The organism is Nocardia sp. NPDC101769 (assembly GCF_044766925.1).
GTDB lineage: Bacteria > Actinomycetota > Actinomycetes > Mycobacteriales > Mycobacteriaceae > Nocardia.
Genome location: NZ_JBIWMX010000035.1, coordinates 84,562 through 106,188, shown reverse-complemented (window position 1 = coordinate 106,188; position 21,627 = coordinate 84,562). Strand labels below are relative to the sequence as shown.

Sequence of the window (21,627 nt, the reverse complement as noted above, 5' to 3'; positions counted from 1 at the left end):
AGCTTTACGGGCACCCGGTCGAGACTACCCTCGGATGTTACGAGACTACCACGAGGGTATCCGATACGCCCGAATGATGGAGAACCTCCGCACCCACAAGATGAGCAGCGACGCCGCCGATCGGACGCCGACCTGAACTGATCGGGAGAACTGAGCACGTCAATTCAGATTGACATCGTCTGGTCTGCTGTGACCGATCGTCATATCTGTCGCCGGGGATGACGTCCGAGCTGGGGTTGATGCGGGGCTGATCACGGTATCTGTCACCAGATTTCCAACCTGGATGTCACCGGTCAGGGTTCGTCGATCGGAAGTCCGGTGTCGGGGTCTGTTCCATCCGTGTTTACGATGCCCCGCTGGATCATTCCTGCGATGACCCGTCCGAGAGTGGCGAGGTCGGTTTCGGCGAACAGGGCGAGGTCTTCGACGGGGTATGGTCCTCGGCCGTGGCGCTCGACAACGCGCCAGACGCGGCGGAATACTACGAGGTCCTGCGCCTGCTCGACGATCTGTTCCAGCTCCTGGATGCACAGATCGAGCTGAGATACATCGTGGTGCTGAGCGACTTCGTGGGCACGGCCGGCCCGGGCTGTCGCCAGCGCCTGTTCCAGGTGCGCGGCGATGTCGGCGAGTTGCGCACCGCGACGGTCGTCCACATCTCCAGCGTCGTCTTCGCATCGTGCGTCGTCCAGCTCTGCAGACGCTGGCGGTGCGCGCGGCTTCGTTGCTCGGTGACAGAAACCCTGCACAAGTGACAGATATGGCGATCAGTCACATCTGCGTGTGTGCGAGTGCGATTCGCCATCCCGACGTCAGTGCTCTGACCTGCAGATTCGTCATCGAATGTCAGTAGCTCTCGTCACCGGAATGCCAGTAACGGGTCGCGGTGACCTGCGGTCTTCCGAGCGAGAATCGTGCGCGCGCGGGATTCGTAAGTGCGGATGTCTGTTGGGATGCGGATTCGCCCTGTGGTGGCTGCGGCGGGGCGTCATCCAGGGGACTGCTCTGCTGCCCTAGCGTGTGCTCGCGTCACCGTCGGAGATGCGGATGCGCCGCCAACCACCTACCTTCCCTCGATACGCCGCATCCTGCTCGGGGCTGTGAGCTCTATCGCCCTTGTCGGCCCGCACCGCCCGCTGCGGCCAGCGTCTTCCTGCTGATCGAGCACGCCTCGCTCGGCTACAACTCGTTCAAGGCCGAAGTCGTGGGCGTGTTCGCGGTGCGACCTGACGCTCGCGTGCGGCCAACCCGACCGTTGTCCAGCAGTGAAACCGAACGCCCAAAATCCGACATCACCGCTGTTCCAGGCCATTTCGTTGTATTTCGCGCGATTACTACCGGGACCCCGATGAGGGAACACCAGCTCACCGAGTACAACGCATGGGAGGCCAACCAATGAGCGACCCGACCAACCAGGGCTACCCGCGCAACGACGAGGACGCCGCAGCATTCCTCAACGGCCTGACCTTCGACGACACCGCCCCCGTCCCGGAGCTGCCGCCGACCGCCGACGAGATCGAAACCGGCATGGTCACCACCTCCGTGAAGCTGCCCGCCGAACTGCGGCAACGCGTCAAGGCGACCGCCGCCGAGCACTGCATCACCGCGAGCATGCTGATCCGCCAGTACATCGAGATGGGTCTGGCCGCCGAGGACCCCAATCGCATGATCCGGTTCGCCGATGTGGTCCGGGTCCTGTCCAGCCTGCCCGAAACCGCATAAGCACCCGCGGTGAGCGGCGAACGTCTGGACCTCGCCCACGAAGACGAACGACTCCGCTTCGGAGTCGGCAAGACCGGCACCACGCTCGGGCATTGGGCCCGGTGGGGCAACTCGGCCAGCACCACTCCCTGAATAATGCCAACAGCGGCGGCGGATCCGGCAAGAAATAGACATAGTCACAACCATTTTCGTGATGCCCCGGGCCTACGCCTGGGGCGTCACTGCGTTAGCGCCGGATTCCGGCCGGTTGAGCCACTACCCCCGGATAGAACTAGTTGACCAAAATTGGAATCTGGTCATATAGTCAGAACATGCGTGATGTACAACGCCTCCGAGCGGGTTCCGACGCGCGGCAGGCGCGCGCCGAGCGGATCCTCGATGTCACCGCCGAGCTGTTGCAGGTGCACGGCTACCGCCGGGTCACCGTCGACGATGTGGCCAAGCGCGCAGGGATCGGCAAGGGAACGATCTATCTGCACTGGAGAACCAGGGAAGCGTTGCTGTGGGCGGTTCTTCAGCGCGAGACCGGACGGCTGATGGATCGGCTGATCACCGAGCTGTCCGATGATGCGGAGCTGGCACTGCCGCACCGGCTGATGACCGCGATATTCCTCGAGGTATCGCACCGGCCGCTGGTCAAGGCGCTGCTGCTCTCCGATGTCGAGATACTGGGAACGCTCGCACAGGACGAGGCTGTTGCCGCGGCCCAGCAGGAATTGGCGGGCAATAAGAACTACTTCGAGATGGTTCGTGATCAAGGCCTGCTGCGGGCGGACCTGGGCGTCGATGAAGCGGGATGCATTCTCGACGGTGTCATCCGAGGCTTCTTCGCGGCGACGGAATCCCCCGAGCACACCGGACTGTCGCTCGACGAGCGGGCCGGCCTGCTGGCCTACGTGCTGCGCCGCACGTTGGAGAACGACACGCCGCCACCAGTTCGAGCGGTCCAGGCACTGAGCGTCCAGGTCATCGAACTCTTCCGGGCCATCGCCGCGAGTCAGCACGCCGAGGTGCCCGGCGCCCATTGAGTTTGCCCCAACTGCTGGGGCGAAATACCCCCTGGGACCGGGAGTCCGGCAAGACAGGCCCGACCCAGGGGGATGTGTGATTGGCTGAAAGGAGCCAACCGTGTCCAACCCTAGGTCCGCGCTGTCGGATCGGACAACTATCGAATCACCGGCGAGGTCCGCGTCACCGAAGTCTCTGCGATCGGCGGCCCGCTGGTGGGGCCTGGCCGCGCTGACCCTGAGTTTCCTGGTCGTCGGCCTGGACAGCAATATCTTGATCACCGCGTTGCCGACACTGTCGACCAAGCTCGCGGCGTCCACCAGCCAGCTGCAATGGATCACAACGGCCTACAACCTGGTCTGGGCCGGACTGCTGCTGCCGATGGGCACGCTGGGCGACAAGTTCGGCCGCCGCAGGACGCTTCTGGCGGGCCTGGTCCTCTTCGGTGTCGCCTCGGCCGGGGCGAGCCTGGTCGACACCGCCGGCGGGTTGATCGCGATGCGTGCGCTGATGGGTGCCGGTGCGGCGGTGATCATGCCGATGGGCATGGCCATTCTGCCGGTGCTTTTCCCCGCCGACGCGGATCGACGGCGCGCGGTCACGGTCACCACCGTCGGTGCGGTGGTGGCGCTGCCCACCGGTCCGCTGTTGGCGGGCTGGATGCTCGAGCACTTCTCCTGGGGCTGGATCTTCCTGATCAATGCGCCGGTCGTGGTGCTGACCCTCATCGGCGTCCGGTTGTTCGTGCCCGAGAGCCGGAATCCGGCCAATCCGCGCCTGGACTGGCCGGGGGCGGTGCTGTCGGGAGCCGGAATTGTCGCGATGACCTACGCGATCATCCAAGAGCCGATCGATGGTTGGAACGGGCCGGTGCTCGGCTCGTTGCTCGCCGGAGTGGTCCTGGTGGCCGCATTCCTGTATCGGCAGCGCCGCACCGCGTCCCCCCTGATCGACTTGAAGCTCTTCAGTAATCGCCTATTCACCTGGGGCACTATTGCTTTCGCCGTCATCAGTTTCGCGATGGCTGGTGTGCTGTTCCTGCTCACGCCGTTCCTGCAGATCGTGCAGGGCAGCGATGCGCAGGGCACCGGGCTGCGATTGCTGCCGATGATCGGTGCGATGCTGGCCGGTGCGGGCCTGGGTGAGACGTTCGGCGCGAAAATCGGTGTGAAGTACGTGATTCCGGCCAGTATGACGATCGGCGCCTGCGGTCTGCTCGTGCTCGCTCAGGTGCACGTGGGCAGTGGATACGGCATCGTGGCCCTCGGATTGGCGCTATTCGGCGTGGGTCTGGGGCTGGGTCTGCCGCTCGCGGCGGATACGGTGCTGAGCACCCTCTCCGAACATCAGGCCGGGATGGGGAATGCCTTGTCCCGCACCCTGCAGAGCATCGGGGTTGTGCTGGGTACCGCGGTGCTGGGCAGTGTCCTCAACGATGAGTACCGATCCAGGCTCGGCGACATCCGCGTCGGGTTGCCCAACGACGCCGCAGCAGCAGTCGAGGAAAACGTTGCCGGAGCGCACGCGGTCGCCGATACCCTGCCCGCCAGGCTCGGCACGGCGCTCATGCACGCCGCCGACCACGCCTACACACACGGCATGACTCAGGCGGTCTTCACCTGCCTCGGTGTGCTGATCGTCGGCGCGATCCTCACCTTGCTGTTTCTACCCCGCCGGAGCGCAGCGCCGGCAGAAGCGGGGCTTCCGGGACACGATTGACCCGGCCGAACCGACCCCGGCATCGTCGGTCCACGACGGTTGCCGGGGCACCGGCCCCGGCACTCCGTCCTGTGACCACTGTCGGTGCACGCCAGGCCTTTTGCGGCCCTTCCCGCCGCGCCGCCCCTTCCGTCCACCATCCAGAGACGGTTCCGGCAGTGGCTTTCGACTCACGCCCCGCCGAACCGAGCATCGCAGTCAATGGCATAACCAGCTTCTGAAACCTGAGCAGAAGACAGTGGCGCAGTGGTTCGGGCCCCGCCCACTCGCGTCCTGCGTGAGACGGTTCAGCCGGAGCCGCGATCGCGGAGCCGATGCAGGGAGTCGGTGAAGCGGGGGGTGCGGTCGCCGAGGGGGGCGAAGAATTCGCGGTCGCAGGTTTCGACGGCGCCGATGGCCCGATTGACCAGGGCCGCACCGGATTCGGTGGGGATCAGGGATTTGGCGCGGCGGTCGGTGGGGTGGTCGCGCCGTTCCAGCAGGCCCTTGTGTTCCAGGGTGCGCAGCACCTGGGAGGTCATCATGGGGTCGGTGGCGGCGTGGTCGGCGAGGTCGCGCTGGGTGACCGGCTCGCCTGACCGGCTGGTGAGCCAGGTCAGGGAGGCGAGCAGGACGAACTGGACATGTGTGAGGCCGTAAGGGGTCAGCGCCGCGCGGTGTGCGGCCTGCCATCGGTTGGTCACCTGCCACAGCAATAGACCGGGGCTTTCGTCGGCATGCTCGAATTCGGTGCGAGCTACTTCTTCAACCGCCATTGGCCGACCATGTCGCGAGAGATGACGGGGAGCCAGTACCGGCTGCTCATACCAGCACCGCCTCGGCGGCCGCGACCAGCGCCTCGACATCGCCCTGCAGGGTCTTGGCGAGATTGCCGCCCATGATCTTGTTCCAGAGGCCGCGCAGCGGGCCCTCCATGGTGATGCGGACCTTCACGGTGGTGCGCTCACCGTCGGTGATGACCTGGTGGGCGAAGATCAGCCGCGCGCCGATCAGCTTGGACGAGTCGATGAATTCGGTGTCGGTGAGCTTGGTGACGACGAACTTGGTCTTGGGGCCGCCCTTGGGCTTGAGGGTGCCGGTCGCGCCCTGCTCGAACTTCCCATCGAGCCTGGCCCACTCGGTGTCCTGGTTCCACTCCTGCCACGTGCCCATGTCGGCCCACTTGGCGAAGAAGGCGGCGGGGGTGGCGGTCGAGGTGGCGGAGGCTTCAGCGATCAACGTCATGCAATTAGTATGCGCGCTTATTACTTCTTCGTCAACCCCTGATCTTCGATCGGCTTCTCGAGCGACTTCGAGGGTCGGGGGTAGTGGCGCATCCGGCCGAAATCCGGCGCTAGTGAACCGCCGAGATTGAGGGGATGGTCCAGGTGAGCATCATCTGGGCGCCCACATCCGGCCTGCCACCGTTCTCCAGCCACAGGGCCGGCGTCGGATACAGGCCCGGCCTCGGCTCGTAGCCCTGCCGCAGGTGTGCGGCCTCTGAGGAAAGGCCCTTGGTCGTGTTGGATTCCAGTCGATGCGCGCCCGATGCGACCGCGTACAGCTTGGCTGCGTCCATCAAGCTGGAGGCCAGGCTGCGGCCGACGTATCGAGTTGCGCGGGAAGAGTATTGCGGCTCGGTGACCCACGCCTCCATTTGGCCGTAAACGCCACCTCCCGCGTCGGCGCAGACGTCGAGCTGCGTGAAACCGGCCAGTTCCCCCTTGCCATCCATGGCGACGAAGATCTTACGGCGACCGTTTCCCTGCGCTATGTCGTCGAGGAATCGTCGAAAGTTCGCCAGATGGCGCGGCCGCATGTCCTCGATGACACCCCGCACCCATTCGACGCCGCCCTCGCCGCGCGGCAACCGCTCGAGCGACGCCCGCATCCCCCGCAACAGGGCGTCACGAAGGGCGGACGCATCGGCCGGAATCGCCTCCCGGAACGGAATCTCGCGCCGTCGAGGGTGACGATGTCGTCCAGGTCCTCGAGCATTCCCGGATGCCATACCTGCGTGGTGAACTCGGCTTTCCCGGAGCCGGTGGCCCTGCCCAGCATTGGCAATACCCCCGAATCGACTGTTTGTAGCCTGTTTTGATGGTGCAACCGACACCTTCCCAGCCCGCCAGCAGTTCTGCCAGCCCCGATCCCCAGCCGCCAACCGCGCGCCCACTCAGGGGTGTCTGGCCGTACGGCCTGACAGCGGTGGGGAATTCGATCCTGTTCTTCATGATGTTCCAGCCCTGGCTGAAGGCCTCGGGTTGGGACGGGAAGGGAACGGTCAATGCCTTCGGTCAGTTCACCCACACCACCAGCCACCTGAATCTGTGGTCGCAGGCCGCGCCCCCAGGTGTGAAGATCAGTGGCGGCTGGGCGATCTTCATCAGCGTCGCCATCTTCGTGGTCGTCGTCGGGGCGATTCAAGCGATCACCAATCGCAGTGACCTGGCCGGTGGTGTCACGGCCGTCGCTTCTGTAGTGGTCGCGATCCTGGTGCTCGTGGTCATTCTCAACCTCGACACCAACCTGCCGAAGGTGCAGGCAGCGATGGGCATAGGCAACGATTGGGGCCCGCAGGTGGGGCTGGCGATCAGTGCCCTGCGAGGGACGGGCTCCTACCCGTGGCCCGGAAAGAATGTCCCGCTGAGCACAGCCGGATTGACCTCCTGGGCGTTCAGCTCGGCCGGTGTGGCCTTCGGATGCGCAGCGCTCGCGGTGATCACCGCGTGGCGCAATGGATTACGCGAGATCCTCGCGTTCATCGGCAAGTTTCTCTGACGGCGCGAGCGAAATCGATTCGTGATGCAGGGTTCGAACATCTTCGACAACAAGAACTTCCTGTTGTTGTGGTCCGGCAATGCGGTCTCCCACGTCGGTCTGCACGGTGTGCGAATCGCCTACCCCCTGCTGGCATTGATCCTGACGGGTTCACCGGTCGCGGCCAGTGTCGTGTCCTTCGCGACCATGCTGCCCAGCCTGTTGTTCGAGGTACCGGCGGGAGTTGTGGCTGACACGTGGGATCGACGGCGAGTCCTGGTCATGTGTCAGCGTTCGGGTCTGGCGGCGACGCTGCTCGCCGCATTCATCGTCGCCGAGCGGCCACCGGGCCTGCCGGTGCTGCTGGCCGCGGCCGCGTTCATCGAGGGCGCCGCCTACGTTTTCTTCAACACCAGCGAACTGGGCCTGGTCCGCGATGTCGTCACCGCCGAGGAACGCCCGACCGCGCTCGCGTTCCTCGAGGCCGAGCAGCCCATAGCGAATATGATCGGCAGGCTCATCGGAGCGGCGACCCTCAGCATCGCCCGTACCCTGCCGTTCCTGGCGAACGCGGCCTCCTACCTGTACTGCCTGTGGACCCTGTCGAGAATCCGCGCGCGAATCAAGGGAAGCCCGAACATACGCGCCCGCAACGACATCCGCGTCTGGGATTGGAACCAGGCGTGGGCGGGAGTCCGCAGCCTGTGGTCCGAACCCTTCGTACGGGGCGCGACGGTGATCCTCGGAATCACCAACGCGATCTTTCAGATCCTCATCCTCTCGATGACGGTGGAGATCAGGCAGGGCGGCCACTCGACCTGGACGATCGGCGTAGTGCTGGGGGCCACGGGGTTGGGCGGTCTACTCGGAGCCGCCCCCGCCGCAGCGCTCGCCACTCGTTTCGCGCCGCGGGCCCTGCTCACCGCCATGGTGTGGGCGTGGGTCGTGCTCAGCCTCCCCATGGCGGTCGACGCGAGCCCGGCAGTGCTCGCGCTGTGCTGGATGGGGATGGGCTTCGTCGCCCCTATCGGGAACGTCGCGCTGGCCCTGCATCGGCTGCGCGCCTTCCCCGAGGACCTCGTCGGCCGAATCTTCGCCGCCACCAAACTCATCAGCCACGGCGGCACGGCCGCGGGATCACTGCTCGCCGGTATCCTGCTCTCGACACTCGGCGTCTCCACCACGGGGTGGGTGATCCTCCTCGGCATGGTCGTCATGGCCCGCAGCGCGCGGCGGCTGCCCGAGGCCCGTTCCGCACCTGGTGTGCCACCCCCGGCCGCGCCGCGTTCAACCACCTGGATCGCCCAGGTGTCCCGACAGAATCGAATTCCTGACCAGTGAGGTGTTTGTCGGTGCGTGCGGCACGGTCCGACCGGACCGGCTCAGCGCCGGGGTTTCCCATTCGTGGGGATTCTGCTCCGAAGCTGAGGCTCACCCGCCGAGCCATACACGCCGCATGCGTTTTGGCGTGCTCGTGACCGTAGACGTTGTGGTCGCTTCCACCGGGTTCGTCCTCGGCGGTGGGCCTACCTCCGTCGGCTCGGCGGAGGATCTGCCGCGTCAAGACGGCAATCCGGTTGGACGCATCGGCGGTTATACCGTGGCGGTCAGCACCGACGGAAAAGTATTCACCGACGTCGTGGCAGGGACATGGCAGGACGACGTGAACCGCAAAAGCGCTGCGTTCCAATCGATCATGGCCCGCTACGTGCGGCTGACCGCGTTGACCGAGGCCGGTAACCGCGCCCCGGTCGCGGCCGCGGCCGAAATCCGGGTGCAGGGGCGGCCAATCGAGCCGTCGGCGGCAGTTGGGGCCCGCTCATCCCGTTTCCGATCGTTCCCGTCGCTTCGGCCGTGCTGCCCGACGGAGATCCTCACCTGGTCCGCGTACGCCCCCGACGCCTACGGCACCGGTCGCGGCTTCACCATGACCGCGACCCTCGGTCCGAATACCGGCGTCATCAACCAGCAGCGCATGTCCGACACCGCCCACGAGATGTTCTGCCCCGGTACCGCCAGGCTGCCCGACGGTCGCCTACTCGTCACCGGCGGCAGCGACCCCGGTCAGACCAGCATCTACGATCCCGCTCACGACGTGTGGCAGCACGCCTCTCCGCTGACCATTCCCCGTGGGTACCAAGCCATGACAGCGCTGAGCGACGGCCGCGTCTTCGTGGGCGGTGGCGGGTTGTGCGCGGTGTGCGGAACAAACCACTTCGATGGCCAAATCTATACCCCTGCTTACCTTCTCAACGCCGATGGATCTGCGCGCTCTCGGCCCTCCATCGTTGCCGCGCCTACAGCAACGGAACCGGGTGCCGGTATCGCCGTCACCACCGACCGGCCAGTGAGTTGATTCAGCGTCTCTGATCGGCTGTGTGATCCTGTGTGATCCCACGGTTGTGGTGGGGTCGTGGAGGGTCGGTTCCCATCGGGGTGGGGTGGCGTGGGCGTTGCGGTGGAATCCCGCACCGAGTGCCGCTCCGCCCGGCTGATGCCGGGTGACGGGTTCACAGCTGATCGCATTCATGTCCTGGTTCCGGTGTGCCGCACGCGGCAGGCACCGGTCCGTGGAGACACGTCCCTCCGGACGCTGACCCATCCGAGACCGGCTGGGGGAGGGAACCCCGCGTCGCCTGGGCGCGGGGCGGGTGTTGGTGGGACCGGTCTTGGACCGGTTCCGGGACACGCGGCCAGTGACGACCGCGTGAGCTTCGAGGGTGTCGTCGACGGCGCGGACGATGAATGTCGGTGTGGCACGGTCGGTGACGGATCTGGACTGGTGGGTCAGCCCGCGGGCGGCGATGCGCTGCCAGGCGCCAGTGTCACGGTCGCCATGCCACCCGCAGTCGGGGTTGGGGCAGATCGCCCATTTCCAGCCGGGTTCGGTGACCCGGTCGGGGGCCTTGCGGTGCCGGAGCGGTGTCAGGCATGCCGGACACTGTTTGGAGGTGTTGCGGGCCGGGACGGTCACCACCGCGATCCCGACCTCGGCGGCCAGGTGGCGGATGCGGTCGGCGATCTTGCCCCTAACCTGTTGGGACAACCGAGTGTTCATGGTGCGGCCCATCCCGCGCGCTTCCATCGACCGCAAGTCTTCGAGGTAGATGACGGTCGCATCGGCGGTTATGGCTTGATCCACGGCCCACCGTGCCGCCGACCACGCCAGGGCGTCGTTGAGGTTCGAACGGCGGGCCGCGACGCGACCGATCTCGACATCGAGCTGGTCTCGTTTCCCGGCGAGGGGATGGTCAGGTCGGTCGCCGATCAGGCGGGTGTAGTGCTCGTGTTTGGCATGCAGAGCCTCGCCGAGGCGGCGCAGACGATGTTGTTTGGCCAGCACCCCGGCGGCCCGGTACTGGGCTCCGCCGCCGCGGGCGGTGATGGTGCCGTCCGGGTTTCGGGTCACCGCGCCGGCCGAGAGCAGGGTGTTCAAGCCCCAGTCCACTCCGAGAGCGACACAGTGACCGGTCCGGACGGGTTGGGGGACGATCTGGGTGAACGACAGGTCCAGCCAGGGTTGTCCTTCGTGGCAGCGGATCGTGGGCAGGTGCAGGGCCGCAGCATGAGGGATGGTGGGCGGCAACAGGATCGGGATCGCGACCCACGACCAATCCCTGTAGCCGGTCGGGTCCGGTCGCATCGGCAGCTGCAGGCGTAGCAGCGCCCGCCCCGATTCGCCGTCGACGCGTTCGATGCTGGCCTGCTGCCGGTCCACGGCCGCCAACACCAACAGCCGCGCCACGCGCGGGATGTCCTCGAGGTCGAACACGTCACCGGGCAGATGCCCGTGAGCGCGAACGAATTTGGTGATCTGGCGGGTCTTGGCACCGATCACGCTCGAGGGCAGATGCTCGCCACCATCGATCGCGGCCCGCACCGCGTCCCATTCCTCGAGAGTGCGTTTGCCGGGGTCGGCGGGCCAGGTCACGAGGATCGCGGCGGTCACCTGCGCCCGCCAGTGCGCCGAGCGCAGCGTGCGCCCGGCCTGTTCCTGGGCCATGCGCACGATCCGATCGTTGACCACCGCACCGGGTTTCACCGCCCACTCCAGCCGCCGCAACGCCATCCACGCACTCGACGGCAACGCCTTGCCCGCCGCATCGGTCCCGGCAGCCAACACCGCGACATCGGCGGCGTTCCAATGCTCGGCCAGCAGGCGAGTTGCCATGTCCGCGACCAGATCCACACACCACGAGATCCGTTCGGCCAGTCTCTTGGCCGCGAGAACTTCTCCGCTCACATCGTCGATGCCCCACCGCACCGGTATCCGAGCCGCCGCCGTCCGCGTCGTTTCCCCTTGCTCGGGAACAGGCTTCGACTTACGCGCCATCGGGCACCGCCCCGGCCGGGCATTGCCCGGACTCGGCCAGCAACCTCGCCCGCGCCGCAGCCGACCGCATCCCGTACAAGCGACCCGCGAACGTCGTCACCAGCGACACGAAATCCTCGAGCAACTCCTCACGCCCACCAGAACGCTTCGGATGCAACACCTCCAACTCGGCCCCGTACACCTGAAACAGCCGGGTCAGCCAGCCGACCCCGAACCGCGCCAACCGATCCTCATGCGTCACCCGCACCACCGTCACCGACCCATCGGCCACCGCCGCCAACAACCGGTTCAACCCCGGACGGTTCTCCCGCAACCCCGAGGCGCGATCCTTGAACACCCCCACCACCTCACCGGTCGCGGTAGCCCGCAACTCCGCCTCCTGCGCGGCCACCGAAGACTCCTGCCCGCTCGACCCCGACACCCGCACATACAAGCCCTCCAACCGGACCCGCGGCGCACCGCCACCCTCGGGAACTACGCGCATCGCCTCGACATCGGCCGCCGCGAACCGCCGCTCGCGCCCCACCCACGTCACCGGAATCTTGCCGGTATCAGCCCACAACCGCAGCGTCTGAGGATGAATCCCCAACCGCTGCGCCGCCCGAGCCAACCGCAGAAACTCTGCCACAATCCTTGAGGATACAACAGGATCACTAAGAATTCCTGTTAGCCTCGTCCGGGCCGGTGCCGCCACCCACACCATCGACAACGACCAGCGCAGGATCCCCCTGACCGTTACTGGCACCTCCGGCACGGCCTATCAACTGCTGAAATGCGAATGGCTCCGGGGATGCCGCCTTGTGCATATGAATCCATCAGGGAGGTAACGGGTTTCGTGTCGGCTCGAGCCTCCCAGCGCTGGGGACGGCCTACGCTCGAAACATCAGCAGGGGATCGGGGCGGGCGGCGGCCGGGGTTCGCGGCCACTGTGTCCGGGGCATCGAGGGCGTAGCTCGGGAGTTGACATGGCAGAGAAGACCGGCGTGGCCGGTGCGGTCCGAACGACGATACCGGCGCGTATCGACCGATTGCCCTGGTCGCGATTCCACACCCGGATAGTCATCGCCCTCGGCGTGGCATGGGTTCTCGACGGGCTTGAGATCACCGTGGCCGGAGCGGTCGCCGATACGCTCACCAAGCCGGAGACGCTGCACCTCTCGTCCGCCGCGGTCGGCCTGGTCGCGACCATCTACCTCGCCGGTGAAGTCTTCGGCGCACTGTTGTTCGGCAATCTCTCCGATCGCCTCGGCCGCCGCAAACTGTTCGTCATCACCCTCGCCGTCTACCTGCTCGGCAGCGGACTCACCGCGCTGACACTGGGATCCGGGCCAGGCTGGCTCGCGTTCCTCTACCTCACGCGCTTCGTGGCCGGGACCGGCATCGGTGGCGAGTACGCGGCGATCAACTCGGCCATCGACGAATTGATCCCTGCGCGTCACCGCGGCCGCGTGGATATTGCCGTAAACGGAACCTATTGGGCCGGAGCGATTCTCGGCACATTGGGAACGTATGTACTGCTCGAGTACGTGAATCTGTCCGTGGGCTGGCGTCTGGGCTTCTTGGCCGGCCCGGTACTCGGGCTGGTGATCCTGCTGGTGCGCCGCGACCTGCCGGAAAGCCCACGCTGGCAGATCATGCACGGCCACGCTGCCGAGGCCGAGGCCACGATCCGTGCGATCGAGGACCAGGTCCGGGCCGACGGTGTGGACCTGGTCGACGTCGACGAATCCCGTGCACTGCAACTCCAGCCCGCCGACCGTATGGGCTATGCGGCGCTGACCCGAATCCTGTTCCGCGAATATCCCTCTCGCGCCCTTCTCGGCGCGAGCTTGATGATCAGCCAATCGTTTCTCTACAACGCCATCTTCTTCACCTACACCCTGGTACTGGGCCGCTTCTACGGTGTCCCCGCCGCCACCACGCCGATCTACCTGATCGCCTTCGCGATAGGAAACCTGCTCGGCCCCTTCGCAATAGGCCATCTGTTCGACACCCTCGGCCGCCGCGTCATGATCTCGGGAACCTACATCCTCTCCGGCGCCGCCCTCGCGATCTCCGCCTGCCTGTTCGACCTCGGAGCCCTCAATGCCTACACCCAAACCCTGTGCTGGTGCGTGATCTTCTTCTTCGCCTCCGCCGGCGCCAGCGCCGCCTACCTCACCGTCAGCGAGATCTTCCCCCTCGAGGTCCGCGCCAAGGCGATCGCCGTATTCTTCGCCATCGCACAATGTTTCGGCGCCCTGGGCCCGGTCATCTATGGCGCGCTCATCGGCGACGGCACCCACCCCGGCCGCCTGTTCATCGGCTACCTGGTCGGCGCGATAGTCATGATCGGCGGCGGCCTGGTCGCCCGCGCCCTCGCCGTCGACGCCGAAGGCCGCTCCCTGGAAGACATCGCCCCACCCCTGGCGTCCACCGAACATCATCACGTCGACCTCGCCGATCGGCGAGACAATCGGTGAACCGTCGGTGACGATATTATGTGCACCTTCTTCCCACACTTGGGAACCGGGTGAGGGTGAGATTGGTCAGTGGCTGGCTAGAGTTCGCTCGCCTGGGTCGCATCTACGCGGACCTGCGGCCCAGGATCGCGACTTCGCTTCCGTGTCACCAGGTCACCCACTCCGGTCCCGGTGGACGGCAACGCGAAGCCCGGTGCGAAAAGCGGATATCGCATCGGGTGTCCGTCGTGATGTGCCTCGCCTTCCGGACGAGAATCTCGGACCACCCCGGGGTTGGGAGGCGGGGCCGCCGGGCTGCTCACTGCCGATTCGAGAGCATCCAGTTCCCACAACGGGGAACAATGCCCGAGCCGATCGCACGGCGGGGATCGTACGATTTGCTCGCGCGATCGCTGGCATGCTGCGGGTGCAAACACCCATGTGCCGCACCCGCCTTCACCGCTCCCCTAGCGGTTGGTTTCAGACGCAGACCAGCTGAATCGGATCGGTGGCACCGTATGAGCAGTCGATCACGCAGATCCACGACCGCGCGCGTGTAAGGGTCAGGGCCACCCGCGCGGTCGTGGAGCGGTCGGTAGGCCAGCGCCACTGCCGTTTCGACTCACTATTATCGAAACAGCCAGTGCGAAGACGGTTTTCCTTCTACTGCCGTTCGTCCCACAGCGCCCCGTAATGCATTCCCAGGACGTCGCCGTTGGTGAGGCCCGGCATATCGGAAGGCGCGTCGGCGATATCGTCCACGATGCGGTGGACCGCCCGCTCGCGCGCCAGCACGCTATGCTGAACATCATCGAATCGCCGCTCGGTCTTGCTGCCGAGATGCACGTGGACGTGAGGACCTCCCGCGGCGGCACTCTCACGACTCACCTGAACGGAGGTCAGACATCCGTCCGCGTGTGGTTCCAGGTGCGCGTCCACGCACTCCTGAATCCACGCTTCCCGGGACACACCGGGCCGGATTTCGGGGAGAGGGGTGGTGGGGAGTCCAATCGCCGGACGGCCCAACCGACCTCCCGGGTGAACATGCCTACGGTAATACTGCACTCGGTCTGGTGCGGCGCCACCGCGATCGTCTTCTGATCGAAATCGCCCAGAGACCAAGCAATGCCATCCTCGAGCAGCGGAGCGATATGGAAACTCCAACCGCGATCTTGTAACAGCGCACCAAGCTCGACAAGGTCGGCGGCAGTGCCACGACGGTGTCGATGTCGTCGCCGAGACCGGTCCGCGTTCGCGGACCGGTCGTTTCTCGAGCCATCGAATCCGTCTGGAGCGCTGCGACTCGAGATGGTTCCCGGCCGATGCCTTCCGGCGGGATCGGCCGATCGGCTCGGGTCCTATCCTCCCGGCGGAGGTGGCGGACACGATCAGGACCGCCCTCTCGCAAGGCTGGGTGCCGACCGCCAGCGGTCCGTCGTTCCATCTCGATCAGTCACAGGGGTTCGAGGCTCCCCTTCCGTAACACGGCAGGAGAATTCGAACCTCGGAAACTTCCCAGCCGGTGGGCCCGATCCAGTTGCCGAGGTGCGTGCGATCGGTTGTGACAACTAGGACCGAAACATTGAATTCAGCGAGCTCGACCGCGTACGCGCAGGGTGTCCAGCCAATGCCTTGGCTGTAGGTCGGCCTCCCCCGCAGTTTCCACCGGTAGGTAACGCCGTCGACGGTGATACGTCGAGAACCTTTGCGAGTAAGCGTCATTCGTGCTCCTTGCACGCGATCTTCGGGTGGGCATGCACTATGCCGCGACGAGACGATCTATGGGCAGTATCGCAGTCTTCGTACCCGATCTCGGCCTCGACGGAACCGGTGTGTAGAACTGACCGAGCGTACTGCACTCACGATGAGGAAAGACCCGGGAGGAAGATCGTGGCAAGAAAGGTAGTCGTCAGCATCGTCGACGACTTCGACGGCGAATCGGTGGCCGACGAAACCGTCAACTTCACCCTCGACGGTGTCGAGTACGAGATCGACCTCTCCCACTCGAACGCTGAGCAACTGCGATCGGTATTCGAGCCGTGGATTCTGTGTGCCCGCAAGGTGCGCGGAAGCCGCCGCAAGCCCGCGGTGGTCAATCAGCGATCGACCACCGACCGTCAGGAAAGTACGCAGGCTCGGGAGTGGGCCCGCGCCAACGGCCTTCAGGTATCGGCACGGGGCCGCATCCCGGTCGAGGTGCTCGAATCCTACCGTGCGGCAACGAACTAGCCGCCGACCAGACAGCGCCGGATCGGGCTACTGCCATCGATCAGGCGGTTCGTCAGCTGCGGGTAGCATGGTCCGCGTCCGATGCGCGATCGGCCCTCGTCGGTCACTCTCCGATCTTGGATGTAGTAGCCGAGTTTCAGAAAGAATCCGACCGGTGAATCGTGGTAGATGGTAATTCCCGTGACGGCGGCGGTGTCGGTATGGTCGGTGAGATGCTGTCGGATGACCTCCCCCCAGTCCGGATCCACCAGCGGCCGGGCGTGCCCATTTCTCATCCGTGGAAAAGTTTGACGATCGTACTACCGTCGGAAATTGGAATGGTCACGGTGTGAAAATCCTTGCCGGAAAAGCATTGCTATTCCCAGCCATGGGAATACGAGGCTGAATCGGCTGCCTGGGTCGCCTAGCCTCGGAATCGGATCCGGTGTCCTGAGCGGCCTCCCCTAGAGCGAAGCCCGGATTACCACGGATCGGTTTCACCGGTTGGACGCGCTTTCACTCGCGGGTCGCCCGACTCGGTAGACGTGATCAGAAATGCGTGACGCGGCTCAATCGAGCCCGTGCCACGTCGTGGTCCGTGTCCGCCTCTGGAGTCCTTGCCGATCTCGGACACCAGAGGCGGATCTGCCCGCAGATACTTCCAATTACGTTGCTGCGCTTCAGGTCTACCGACCGGCTTGGTCGGGGTGTTCGGTGGGTAGCAGCGGAATGATGTCCTTGCGGGAGCCGATCATCAACTTGGACAGAACCGATGCGACCTGGGCATCCACTGTGCGAGAAGATGTTCCGCGGCGCTCGGCGATCATGGTGTTCGTGAGCCCGGCGGCGGCCAACAAGGCGACCTCCTGCTCAGCATGGGTCAATCCATCCCATGGTCGCGATTCGCCGATGACAGCGACCACGCGGGTGCGGCCCGCTTCGGCGGAGTGCAGGGCCGAAGGGATCTGGTCGGCCCCTGGCCTGAACTCTCCCTCTCGCATGGCCGCTTCGAACACCGTGTGCCCCAATACCTTTGTCGCGACGTCGATCGCATCATCGGCTTGTTTCGCGACCGGGCGCAGGTTCGTCAGCTCGATGCCGAGTCGTCGGCGAATCGCCGCGGCGTTGCCGATCAGCCGGGCGACTTCCAGCGCCTGCCGGACCGCTTGGTCGTCGAATCCGCCGGTGGGCCGACTTGTGATCAGCCGCGAGAGGATTCGGGCACGAATGCTGAGTCCCCATACCCCGCCCCAGTGATCCCGCATCGGGATCTGCCAGGCCAGTGCCGAATCGCACAGGGCCAAGCCGGCGGTGGGATCGCCGTGCGCGGAAACCGCTATGGCACGGGCGAAGCGGGCCCACGAGAGCGCCCACTGCGGCCCGGCTGCGACGATCGCATCGAGATGTCGACGCGTCACCGTCAACGCGTCCTCCGCGGTGCCGAGGAGCGCTGCCGACAACGACTCGAACAGCTCGCTCATCGTCGCGGCACCCGTATCACCGGTGGCTTCGAACTTGCTCCGCCGAGTCCCCGCTGTCGCCTGCCGGATTCGACTGTGTTGACATGACACTTCCTGGCGTGGGAATCGGGTAACAGGGTGGACGCCGACAGCGAACCCGTCGGCGGTACCCGTTGTCAGCGGTGAATCAGAAGGAGCCGGAAGAGCTACCGGAGGAAGGCGGGTACGGGTACATGGGGGACGGCGGGTAGAACGGGTAGGGGGGGCAGAGCTCCGGCCGGTGCCGAGGGTGATCGAAGCCCGGATAGCCGCCCGGGAGCAGACCCGGGTAGCCGCCGGGGGCGAAGTCCCGCCATCCGGTGTCCTCGGCGCGGTCCGGTAGATCGCGCCATGTGCTTGCTCGCAAAGCGTCAGGGACGGACCAGTTGTCGGACGGCGACTGCGAATCACTCTGCCGATTCGGTGCCACGTTCTGTGAATTCGATGGTTCCAGCGCGATTTCAGCGGACGCGGGCGCCATGGAGGTAACCGGTGCGAGCACGATCGCGGCGGCTGTCGTGGCATAGGCGACGGCTCGGGACGGTGTTACTCGAAAAGCCAAGGCTTTCATGTCAGGAACTCTCCGGACTCGGTGGGTTGTCGTCCGCGTGATCACCCCCGATGACCGGACGGCGCCGCGGAGCGAAGGCCTATCGACCGGCTTCAATGTATCGCCGGACACCAGCGTATCGACTTGCCACTCATGGCAATAGGCAGGTATCGCATTCGGACGCCGAGAAGGCCATTCAGTGCGCGGGATGTGATCGGCGTCGGGCCTCACGGTCGGCCCGATCACGCTCCGCGACAGGCAGCAGCGGCATGATGTCCCTGCGAGAGGCGAGCATCAGTTTGGAAAGGACCGACGCAACCTGGGAATCCACCGTGCGAGAGGATGTCCCGCGGCGCACCGCGATTGCGGTGTTCGTCAGCCCGGCCGCAACCGGCACCGCCACCTCCTGCTCAGCGAAGGTGAGTTCATCCCATGCGGGCGACTCGCCAATCGTCAGGTTCAGGGCTGTGGCGTGTGCATCTTCGCGCGATGATTCGCCATCACGCGGAGCTGACACAGGCGGCCGCCCGACCTGCCCCCACTTGGCGAGAAACCCTGCAAGCAATGATCGCCGACCAACTCCAGGACGGCGATCCCAGCCTCGATGCAACGGCCCGAGAACTCACGATGAGTCCCCGCACGCTGCAGCGCCGCCTGCAAGCGATCGGAACCAGCTGGCGACAAGAAGCCGAATCAGTCAGACGCGAGAACGCGATGCGGCTGATTCGCGACACCGCCCTGCCCGTCCAATCGGTGGCCGCCCGGCTCGGGTACACCGACGCCCGGGCCTTGCGCCGCGCCCTCCGCCGCTGGACCGGTCACAGCGCGGCCGAATTCCGGCACCGACTCCTGGATCCAGGCCAAACCTGCGCCTAGGTCGACAACCGTGGAGCCCCGATTCCCAGAACGGGGAACAACTGGAGATTTACGCCACACAGTAACGTGCCGTTAAATGACGGTACGTTATTGAAGGTTCGTTCCTGAGGATCGTAGGAACGACCGTGAACGGAGAACCACATGACCACATACCTGGCGAAGAAGTTCCTCGCCGCCTCTCTCATTGCCACCGCCCTGACGGTGGCGACCGCCGCCGCGGCACCGCTCGCTCTCGCCGATCAAGGTTCTCACTCGAGCAGCCGGACCGAAGGCAGCAACTCCCTCGGCGAAGGCGCTCGCGGCAACTTCCGATTTCCCAACGGCGCGGTAACGCCGCTCGGATGCTTCCCCGGTTCCAGCGAACATCCCTGCGCACGGGGCAACCGCTGAGTTGCTGCGGGCCGGAGGCGTTCACCGGTTTCAGCACGAAGACCGTCTCTGATTGCAATCCGGCCGCCCACCCCGCCGCCGCGGATGATGCCCTTGTCGCCGCGCCGCGCCGTCGCCGACTCCCGGCGGCCCGAGATGACTTCCGCCCCTGCGCTTTCTGGAACCTACCGTCCTTCGCGCTGGGAACAGAGCCTATAGTGCGGGGCGGGCAACGCCGAACCTGTCCGTCCAGTGCGAGTGGTCCAACCACGCTTGAATGTAGTCTTCGGCAAAGATCGGGCCGGGTACGGCAGGGGTGTCGAAGGCAGCCACCATCGTCGACAGATTCTCGGCCAGAACCGTGTGGTGGAGACGTAGTTCCGCAGTGATTCTGACGGCATGATCGGCGGGCAGCAACGCGTGCTCCGCGTACCAGGTACCGCGGGCATGGATGCGGTCGAGAGCGTAAGCGGCGGCCAAGGTGGCGAGAAGGGGGCGGGCGAGGGGATCGGGGCAGTGCAGCGCATCGATGAGCAGTGCGGTCGTGGCGAGCCGTTCTGCGGTTGCCGTAGCCAGCTCGATCGCCGCGGCGTCGGGTCCCCGAGCGACACCGGCGGATCCGTAATCCTTCGTGTTCATGCCCTCCGCGATAATCCGTTCGCGTTCGACCAACATCTGGCCGTACCACGGCAACGAGATCAGCGGGTCGGAAAGCTGCGGCAGGCCGAGATCGGCAACCAGCCGTCCCGCTGCCGCCTGCATGATCGGGTTCTCACCTTCCGCAGTGGTGATCGCGGTAGTCGCGGCGATCCAGTCGACGAGATTGTCGATGCGCAGCGATCCGTGCGCTGCGGCATGCTGCCGGCACATGACCAAGACCTGGTGCGCGGTGTCGGACAGCAGCGGTTTCGTGAGCATCAACCACAGTGCCTGCTGCGTATCGGCGGGGCCCGCGGAGGTAGCGCTTGCTTCACGGAGACGCCTGCCCAAAGCTCCGATCGCGTAGACGGCGGCCACTCCGGTGATCAGGTCGTGTTGTACCGCGTCACGCTCGGCCACCAGCACCCCTGTGCCAGGCTGGCATTGCCGACCGGAGTTGACCAGTCCCGCCAGACCGGCACGCGCCATGGCTACGCTCGCGTTGGCCAGATCCAAGCGTCCGTTGCCGCGGATACCGATCGCCCGATGGAACCGTTTACGTTGCGGCAGTGCGCATTCGAATCGTCCGCGGCCGTCAATACGAGCCCAATCTCCGCCGAGCAGCGCCTCGCGTGGCAACCACACCCGGTCGAACCGAATCATGGCGTGATCCATGGGCATGCCGAGTTTCTCAGGCGGCCGCACCACGTTGACGCCGCGCGCCATCCCTTCGCCCGTGCACAGTTCCAGCACGAACGGAAATACCCCTTCGTCGCGGCCGTCGACGAGCACGAGCGCGGTGACAACGACGGTTTTGGGTGTTTGCACATCCGCGACATTGGCCATCATCTTGATCGATTCCGGTGTCGGCGATGTCAGCCAGAACCCATTCGCTTCGGGATCCCACGTAGCCGTCGTCTGCTGGTCCGCGCCATTCGGACCACCGAGTTCGGTCAGCATCGGAACGCCGACCGCCGCACCGGTATCCAGCGAGGCCAGACACCGCTGCTGGTACTCCGATCCGTTGCCCAGCGTCAAAATGGCCCCGACCGCCAGGTCGAAATGACCGGTCAACATCAACAGCGATCGTGGGGCCGCGACCGCCGCCCAGTCGATCAGGGCACCACGCAGATGCGTATCGGCGGCGATCTCCCGGGCGGGCCGACCGAGTGATGCGATCACAGTCCGCACAAGCGCAGATGCGGTGGCCGATTGTTCAGCGTGGGTGAGATCCGAACGAGGTGGATCGGGATGGTCGGCCATTGCTCCCCAGACGTGCGCGTGGACACCCTGGGAACCGAAGACCACCTCCTCGAGAGCATCGACTGTGGTGTCGGTCCGCCCGTGCGGTCCATGTGCAGCGGATCCCGTGGGAAGGTCCGTCGTAGTCATGTGAATTCTCCTGTGCCACAATCGATCACGGACCGATTGCCAGCCAGTACGCAGCGGCGATCGCGTCACGATTTCCGACGCTCGGGTGTCTCTCAGGGGGTTGGCCGGCCGGTCGGCCGGTCTTCGCGGAGG

Annotated in this window: 22 protein-coding genes and 1 pseudogene; 13 read left to right on the top strand and 10 right to left on the bottom strand. The window is 65.6% G+C overall.

The genetic code is table 11. The annotated features are described in order from the left end of the window. Positions 1–446 precede the first annotated feature (446 nt). From ACIRRA_RS37820 to ACIRRA_RS37800, 5 genes are all read left to right on the top strand, one after another. Positions 447–755: a hypothetical protein gene (locus tag ACIRRA_RS37820; RefSeq protein WP_402778556.1), complete on the top strand. Its 309-nt coding sequence runs from the start codon at positions 447–449 to the stop codon at positions 753–755. A 640-nt stretch (positions 756–1,395) separates the two neighbouring features. Next, positions 1,396–1,722 (top strand): hypothetical protein, encoded by a 327-nt coding sequence (locus ACIRRA_RS37815; RefSeq protein WP_402778553.1) that lies wholly within the window; start codon positions 1,396–1,398, stop codon positions 1,720–1,722. Between the two features lie 9 nt (positions 1,723–1,731). After that, complete coding sequence (locus tag ACIRRA_RS37810; protein ID WP_402778550.1) at positions 1,732–1,854, top strand: hypothetical protein; 123 nt, start codon at positions 1,732–1,734, stop codon at positions 1,852–1,854. 179 nt (positions 1,855–2,033) lie between these two features. Further along, on the top strand, positions 2,034–2,750 hold the full coding sequence (locus ACIRRA_RS37805; RefSeq protein ID WP_402778548.1) for a TetR/AcrR family transcriptional regulator: 717 nt from the start codon (positions 2,034–2,036) through the stop codon (positions 2,748–2,750). Positions 2,751–2,850: 100 nt separating this feature from the next. After that, entirely contained in the window at positions 2,851–4,449 is a 1,599-nt protein-coding gene (locus ACIRRA_RS37800) for an MFS transporter (RefSeq protein ID WP_402778545.1), read from the top strand. A 287-nt stretch (positions 4,450–4,736) separates the two neighbouring features. Here the strand turns inward: ACIRRA_RS37800 and ACIRRA_RS37795 are convergent, their stop codons facing one another. The 3 genes from ACIRRA_RS37795 to ACIRRA_RS37785 all read right to left on the bottom strand — a co-directional run bounded on the left by ACIRRA_RS37795 (position 4,737) and on the right by ACIRRA_RS37785 (position 6,319). Continuing rightward, positions 4,737–5,204, bottom strand: a complete 468-nt coding sequence (locus tag ACIRRA_RS37795) for a MarR family winged helix-turn-helix transcriptional regulator (protein ID WP_402778542.1) — start codon at positions 5,202–5,204, stop codon at positions 4,737–4,739. 46 nt (positions 5,205–5,250) lie between these two features. Beyond that, the gene (locus ACIRRA_RS37790) at positions 5,251–5,673 is read right to left on the bottom strand and encodes an SRPBCC family protein (RefSeq protein ID WP_402778539.1); all 423 of its coding nucleotides are present in this window, start codon (positions 5,671–5,673) and stop codon (positions 5,251–5,253) included. Between the two features lie 109 nt (positions 5,674–5,782). Further along, on the bottom strand, positions 5,783–6,319 hold the full coding sequence (locus tag ACIRRA_RS37785) for a hypothetical protein (protein WP_402778536.1): 537 nt from the start codon (positions 6,317–6,319) through the stop codon (positions 5,783–5,785). Between the two features lie 317 nt (positions 6,320–6,636). Here ACIRRA_RS37785 and ACIRRA_RS37780 point away from each other — a divergent pair, with 317 nt between their 5' ends. From ACIRRA_RS37780 to ACIRRA_RS37770, 3 genes and pseudogenes are all read left to right on the top strand, one after another. Then, complete coding sequence (locus tag ACIRRA_RS37780; protein WP_402778533.1) at positions 6,637–7,209, top strand: hypothetical protein; 573 nt, start codon at positions 6,637–6,639, stop codon at positions 7,207–7,209. Between the two features lie 24 nt (positions 7,210–7,233). Further along, positions 7,234–8,529 carry an MFS transporter gene (locus tag ACIRRA_RS37775; protein WP_402778568.1) on the top strand — a complete coding sequence of 432 codons (1,296 nt, stop codon included), beginning with the start codon at positions 7,234–7,236 and terminating at the stop codon, positions 8,527–8,529. A gap of 115 nt (positions 8,530–8,644) precedes the next feature. Further along, positions 8,645–9,259: pseudogene (locus ACIRRA_RS37770) on the top strand (discoidin domain-containing protein); the annotation flags it as partial. Here the strand turns inward: ACIRRA_RS37770 and ACIRRA_RS37765 are convergent. Both ACIRRA_RS37765 and ACIRRA_RS37760 read right to left on the bottom strand, forming a co-directional pair. After that, complete coding sequence (locus ACIRRA_RS37765; RefSeq protein ID WP_402778565.1) at positions 9,224–10,246, bottom strand: zinc ribbon domain-containing protein; 1,023 nt, start codon at positions 10,244–10,246, stop codon at positions 9,224–9,226. The pseudogene ACIRRA_RS37770 and the gene ACIRRA_RS37765 overlap by 36 nt on opposite strands. Positions 10,247–11,510: 1,264 nt before the next feature. Then, a complete protein-coding gene (locus tag ACIRRA_RS37760; RefSeq protein ID WP_402778523.1) occupies positions 11,511–12,149 on the bottom strand; it encodes an IS607 family transposase in 639 nt (212 codons plus the stop codon). Between ACIRRA_RS37760 and ACIRRA_RS37755 the strand changes: the two genes are divergently transcribed. Further along, positions 12,103–12,348 (top strand): galactose oxidase-like domain-containing protein, encoded by a 246-nt coding sequence (locus ACIRRA_RS37755; protein ID WP_402778562.1) that lies wholly within the window; start codon positions 12,103–12,105, stop codon positions 12,346–12,348. The genes ACIRRA_RS37760 and ACIRRA_RS37755 overlap by 47 nt on opposite strands. 138 nt (positions 12,349–12,486) lie before the next feature. Beyond that, positions 12,487–13,983, top strand: a complete 1,497-nt coding sequence (locus tag ACIRRA_RS37750) for an MFS transporter (protein ID WP_402778520.1) — start codon at positions 12,487–12,489, stop codon at positions 13,981–13,983. Between the two features lie 642 nt (positions 13,984–14,625). On the opposite strand, the gene ACIRRA_RS37745 is transcribed toward ACIRRA_RS37750, so the two are convergent. Then, on the bottom strand, positions 14,626–14,850 hold the full coding sequence (locus ACIRRA_RS37745; protein WP_402778517.1) for a hypothetical protein: 225 nt from the start codon (positions 14,848–14,850) through the stop codon (positions 14,626–14,628). Between the two features lie 1,002 nt (positions 14,851–15,852). Between ACIRRA_RS37745 and ACIRRA_RS37740 the strand changes: the two genes are divergently transcribed. Next, positions 15,853–16,191 (top strand): Lsr2 family protein, encoded by a 339-nt coding sequence (locus ACIRRA_RS37740; RefSeq protein WP_402778515.1) that lies wholly within the window; start codon positions 15,853–15,855, stop codon positions 16,189–16,191. Here the strand turns inward: ACIRRA_RS37740 and ACIRRA_RS37735 are convergent. The 3 genes from ACIRRA_RS37735 to ACIRRA_RS37725 form a co-directional block, all read right to left on the bottom strand. After that, complete coding sequence (locus tag ACIRRA_RS37735) at positions 16,188–16,466, bottom strand: hypothetical protein (protein WP_402778513.1); 279 nt, start codon at positions 16,464–16,466, stop codon at positions 16,188–16,190. The two genes, ACIRRA_RS37740 and ACIRRA_RS37735, sit on opposite strands and share 4 nt — an antisense overlap. 390 nt (positions 16,467–16,856) lie before the next feature. Continuing rightward, positions 16,857–17,651 carry a LuxR C-terminal-related transcriptional regulator gene (locus tag ACIRRA_RS37730; RefSeq protein WP_402778511.1) on the bottom strand — a complete coding sequence of 265 codons (795 nt, stop codon included), beginning with the start codon at positions 17,649–17,651 and terminating at the stop codon, positions 16,857–16,859. Positions 17,652–18,415: 764 nt separating this feature from the next. Then, positions 18,416–18,736 carry a helix-turn-helix transcriptional regulator gene (locus ACIRRA_RS37725; RefSeq protein ID WP_402778508.1) on the bottom strand — a complete coding sequence of 107 codons (321 nt, stop codon included), beginning with the start codon at positions 18,734–18,736 and terminating at the stop codon, positions 18,416–18,418. A gap of 47 nt (positions 18,737–18,783) precedes the next feature. Here ACIRRA_RS37725 and ACIRRA_RS37720 point away from each other — a divergent pair, with 47 nt between their 5' ends. Together ACIRRA_RS37720 and ACIRRA_RS37715 are read left to right on the top strand one after the other, a co-directional pair. Then, complete coding sequence (locus ACIRRA_RS37720; RefSeq protein WP_402778505.1) at positions 18,784–19,095, top strand: helix-turn-helix domain-containing protein; 312 nt, start codon at positions 18,784–18,786, stop codon at positions 19,093–19,095. 141 nt (positions 19,096–19,236) lie between these two features. Further along, complete coding sequence (locus ACIRRA_RS37715) at positions 19,237–19,485, top strand: hypothetical protein (protein WP_402778502.1); 249 nt, start codon at positions 19,237–19,239, stop codon at positions 19,483–19,485. A 192-nt stretch (positions 19,486–19,677) separates the two neighbouring features. Here ACIRRA_RS37715 and ACIRRA_RS37710 read toward each other — a convergent pair whose 3' ends face one another. Continuing rightward, positions 19,678–21,366: a hypothetical protein gene (locus ACIRRA_RS37710; protein WP_402778499.1), complete on the bottom strand. Its 1,689-nt coding sequence runs from the start codon at positions 21,364–21,366 to the stop codon at positions 19,678–19,680. Positions 21,367–21,627 lie beyond the last annotated feature (261 nt).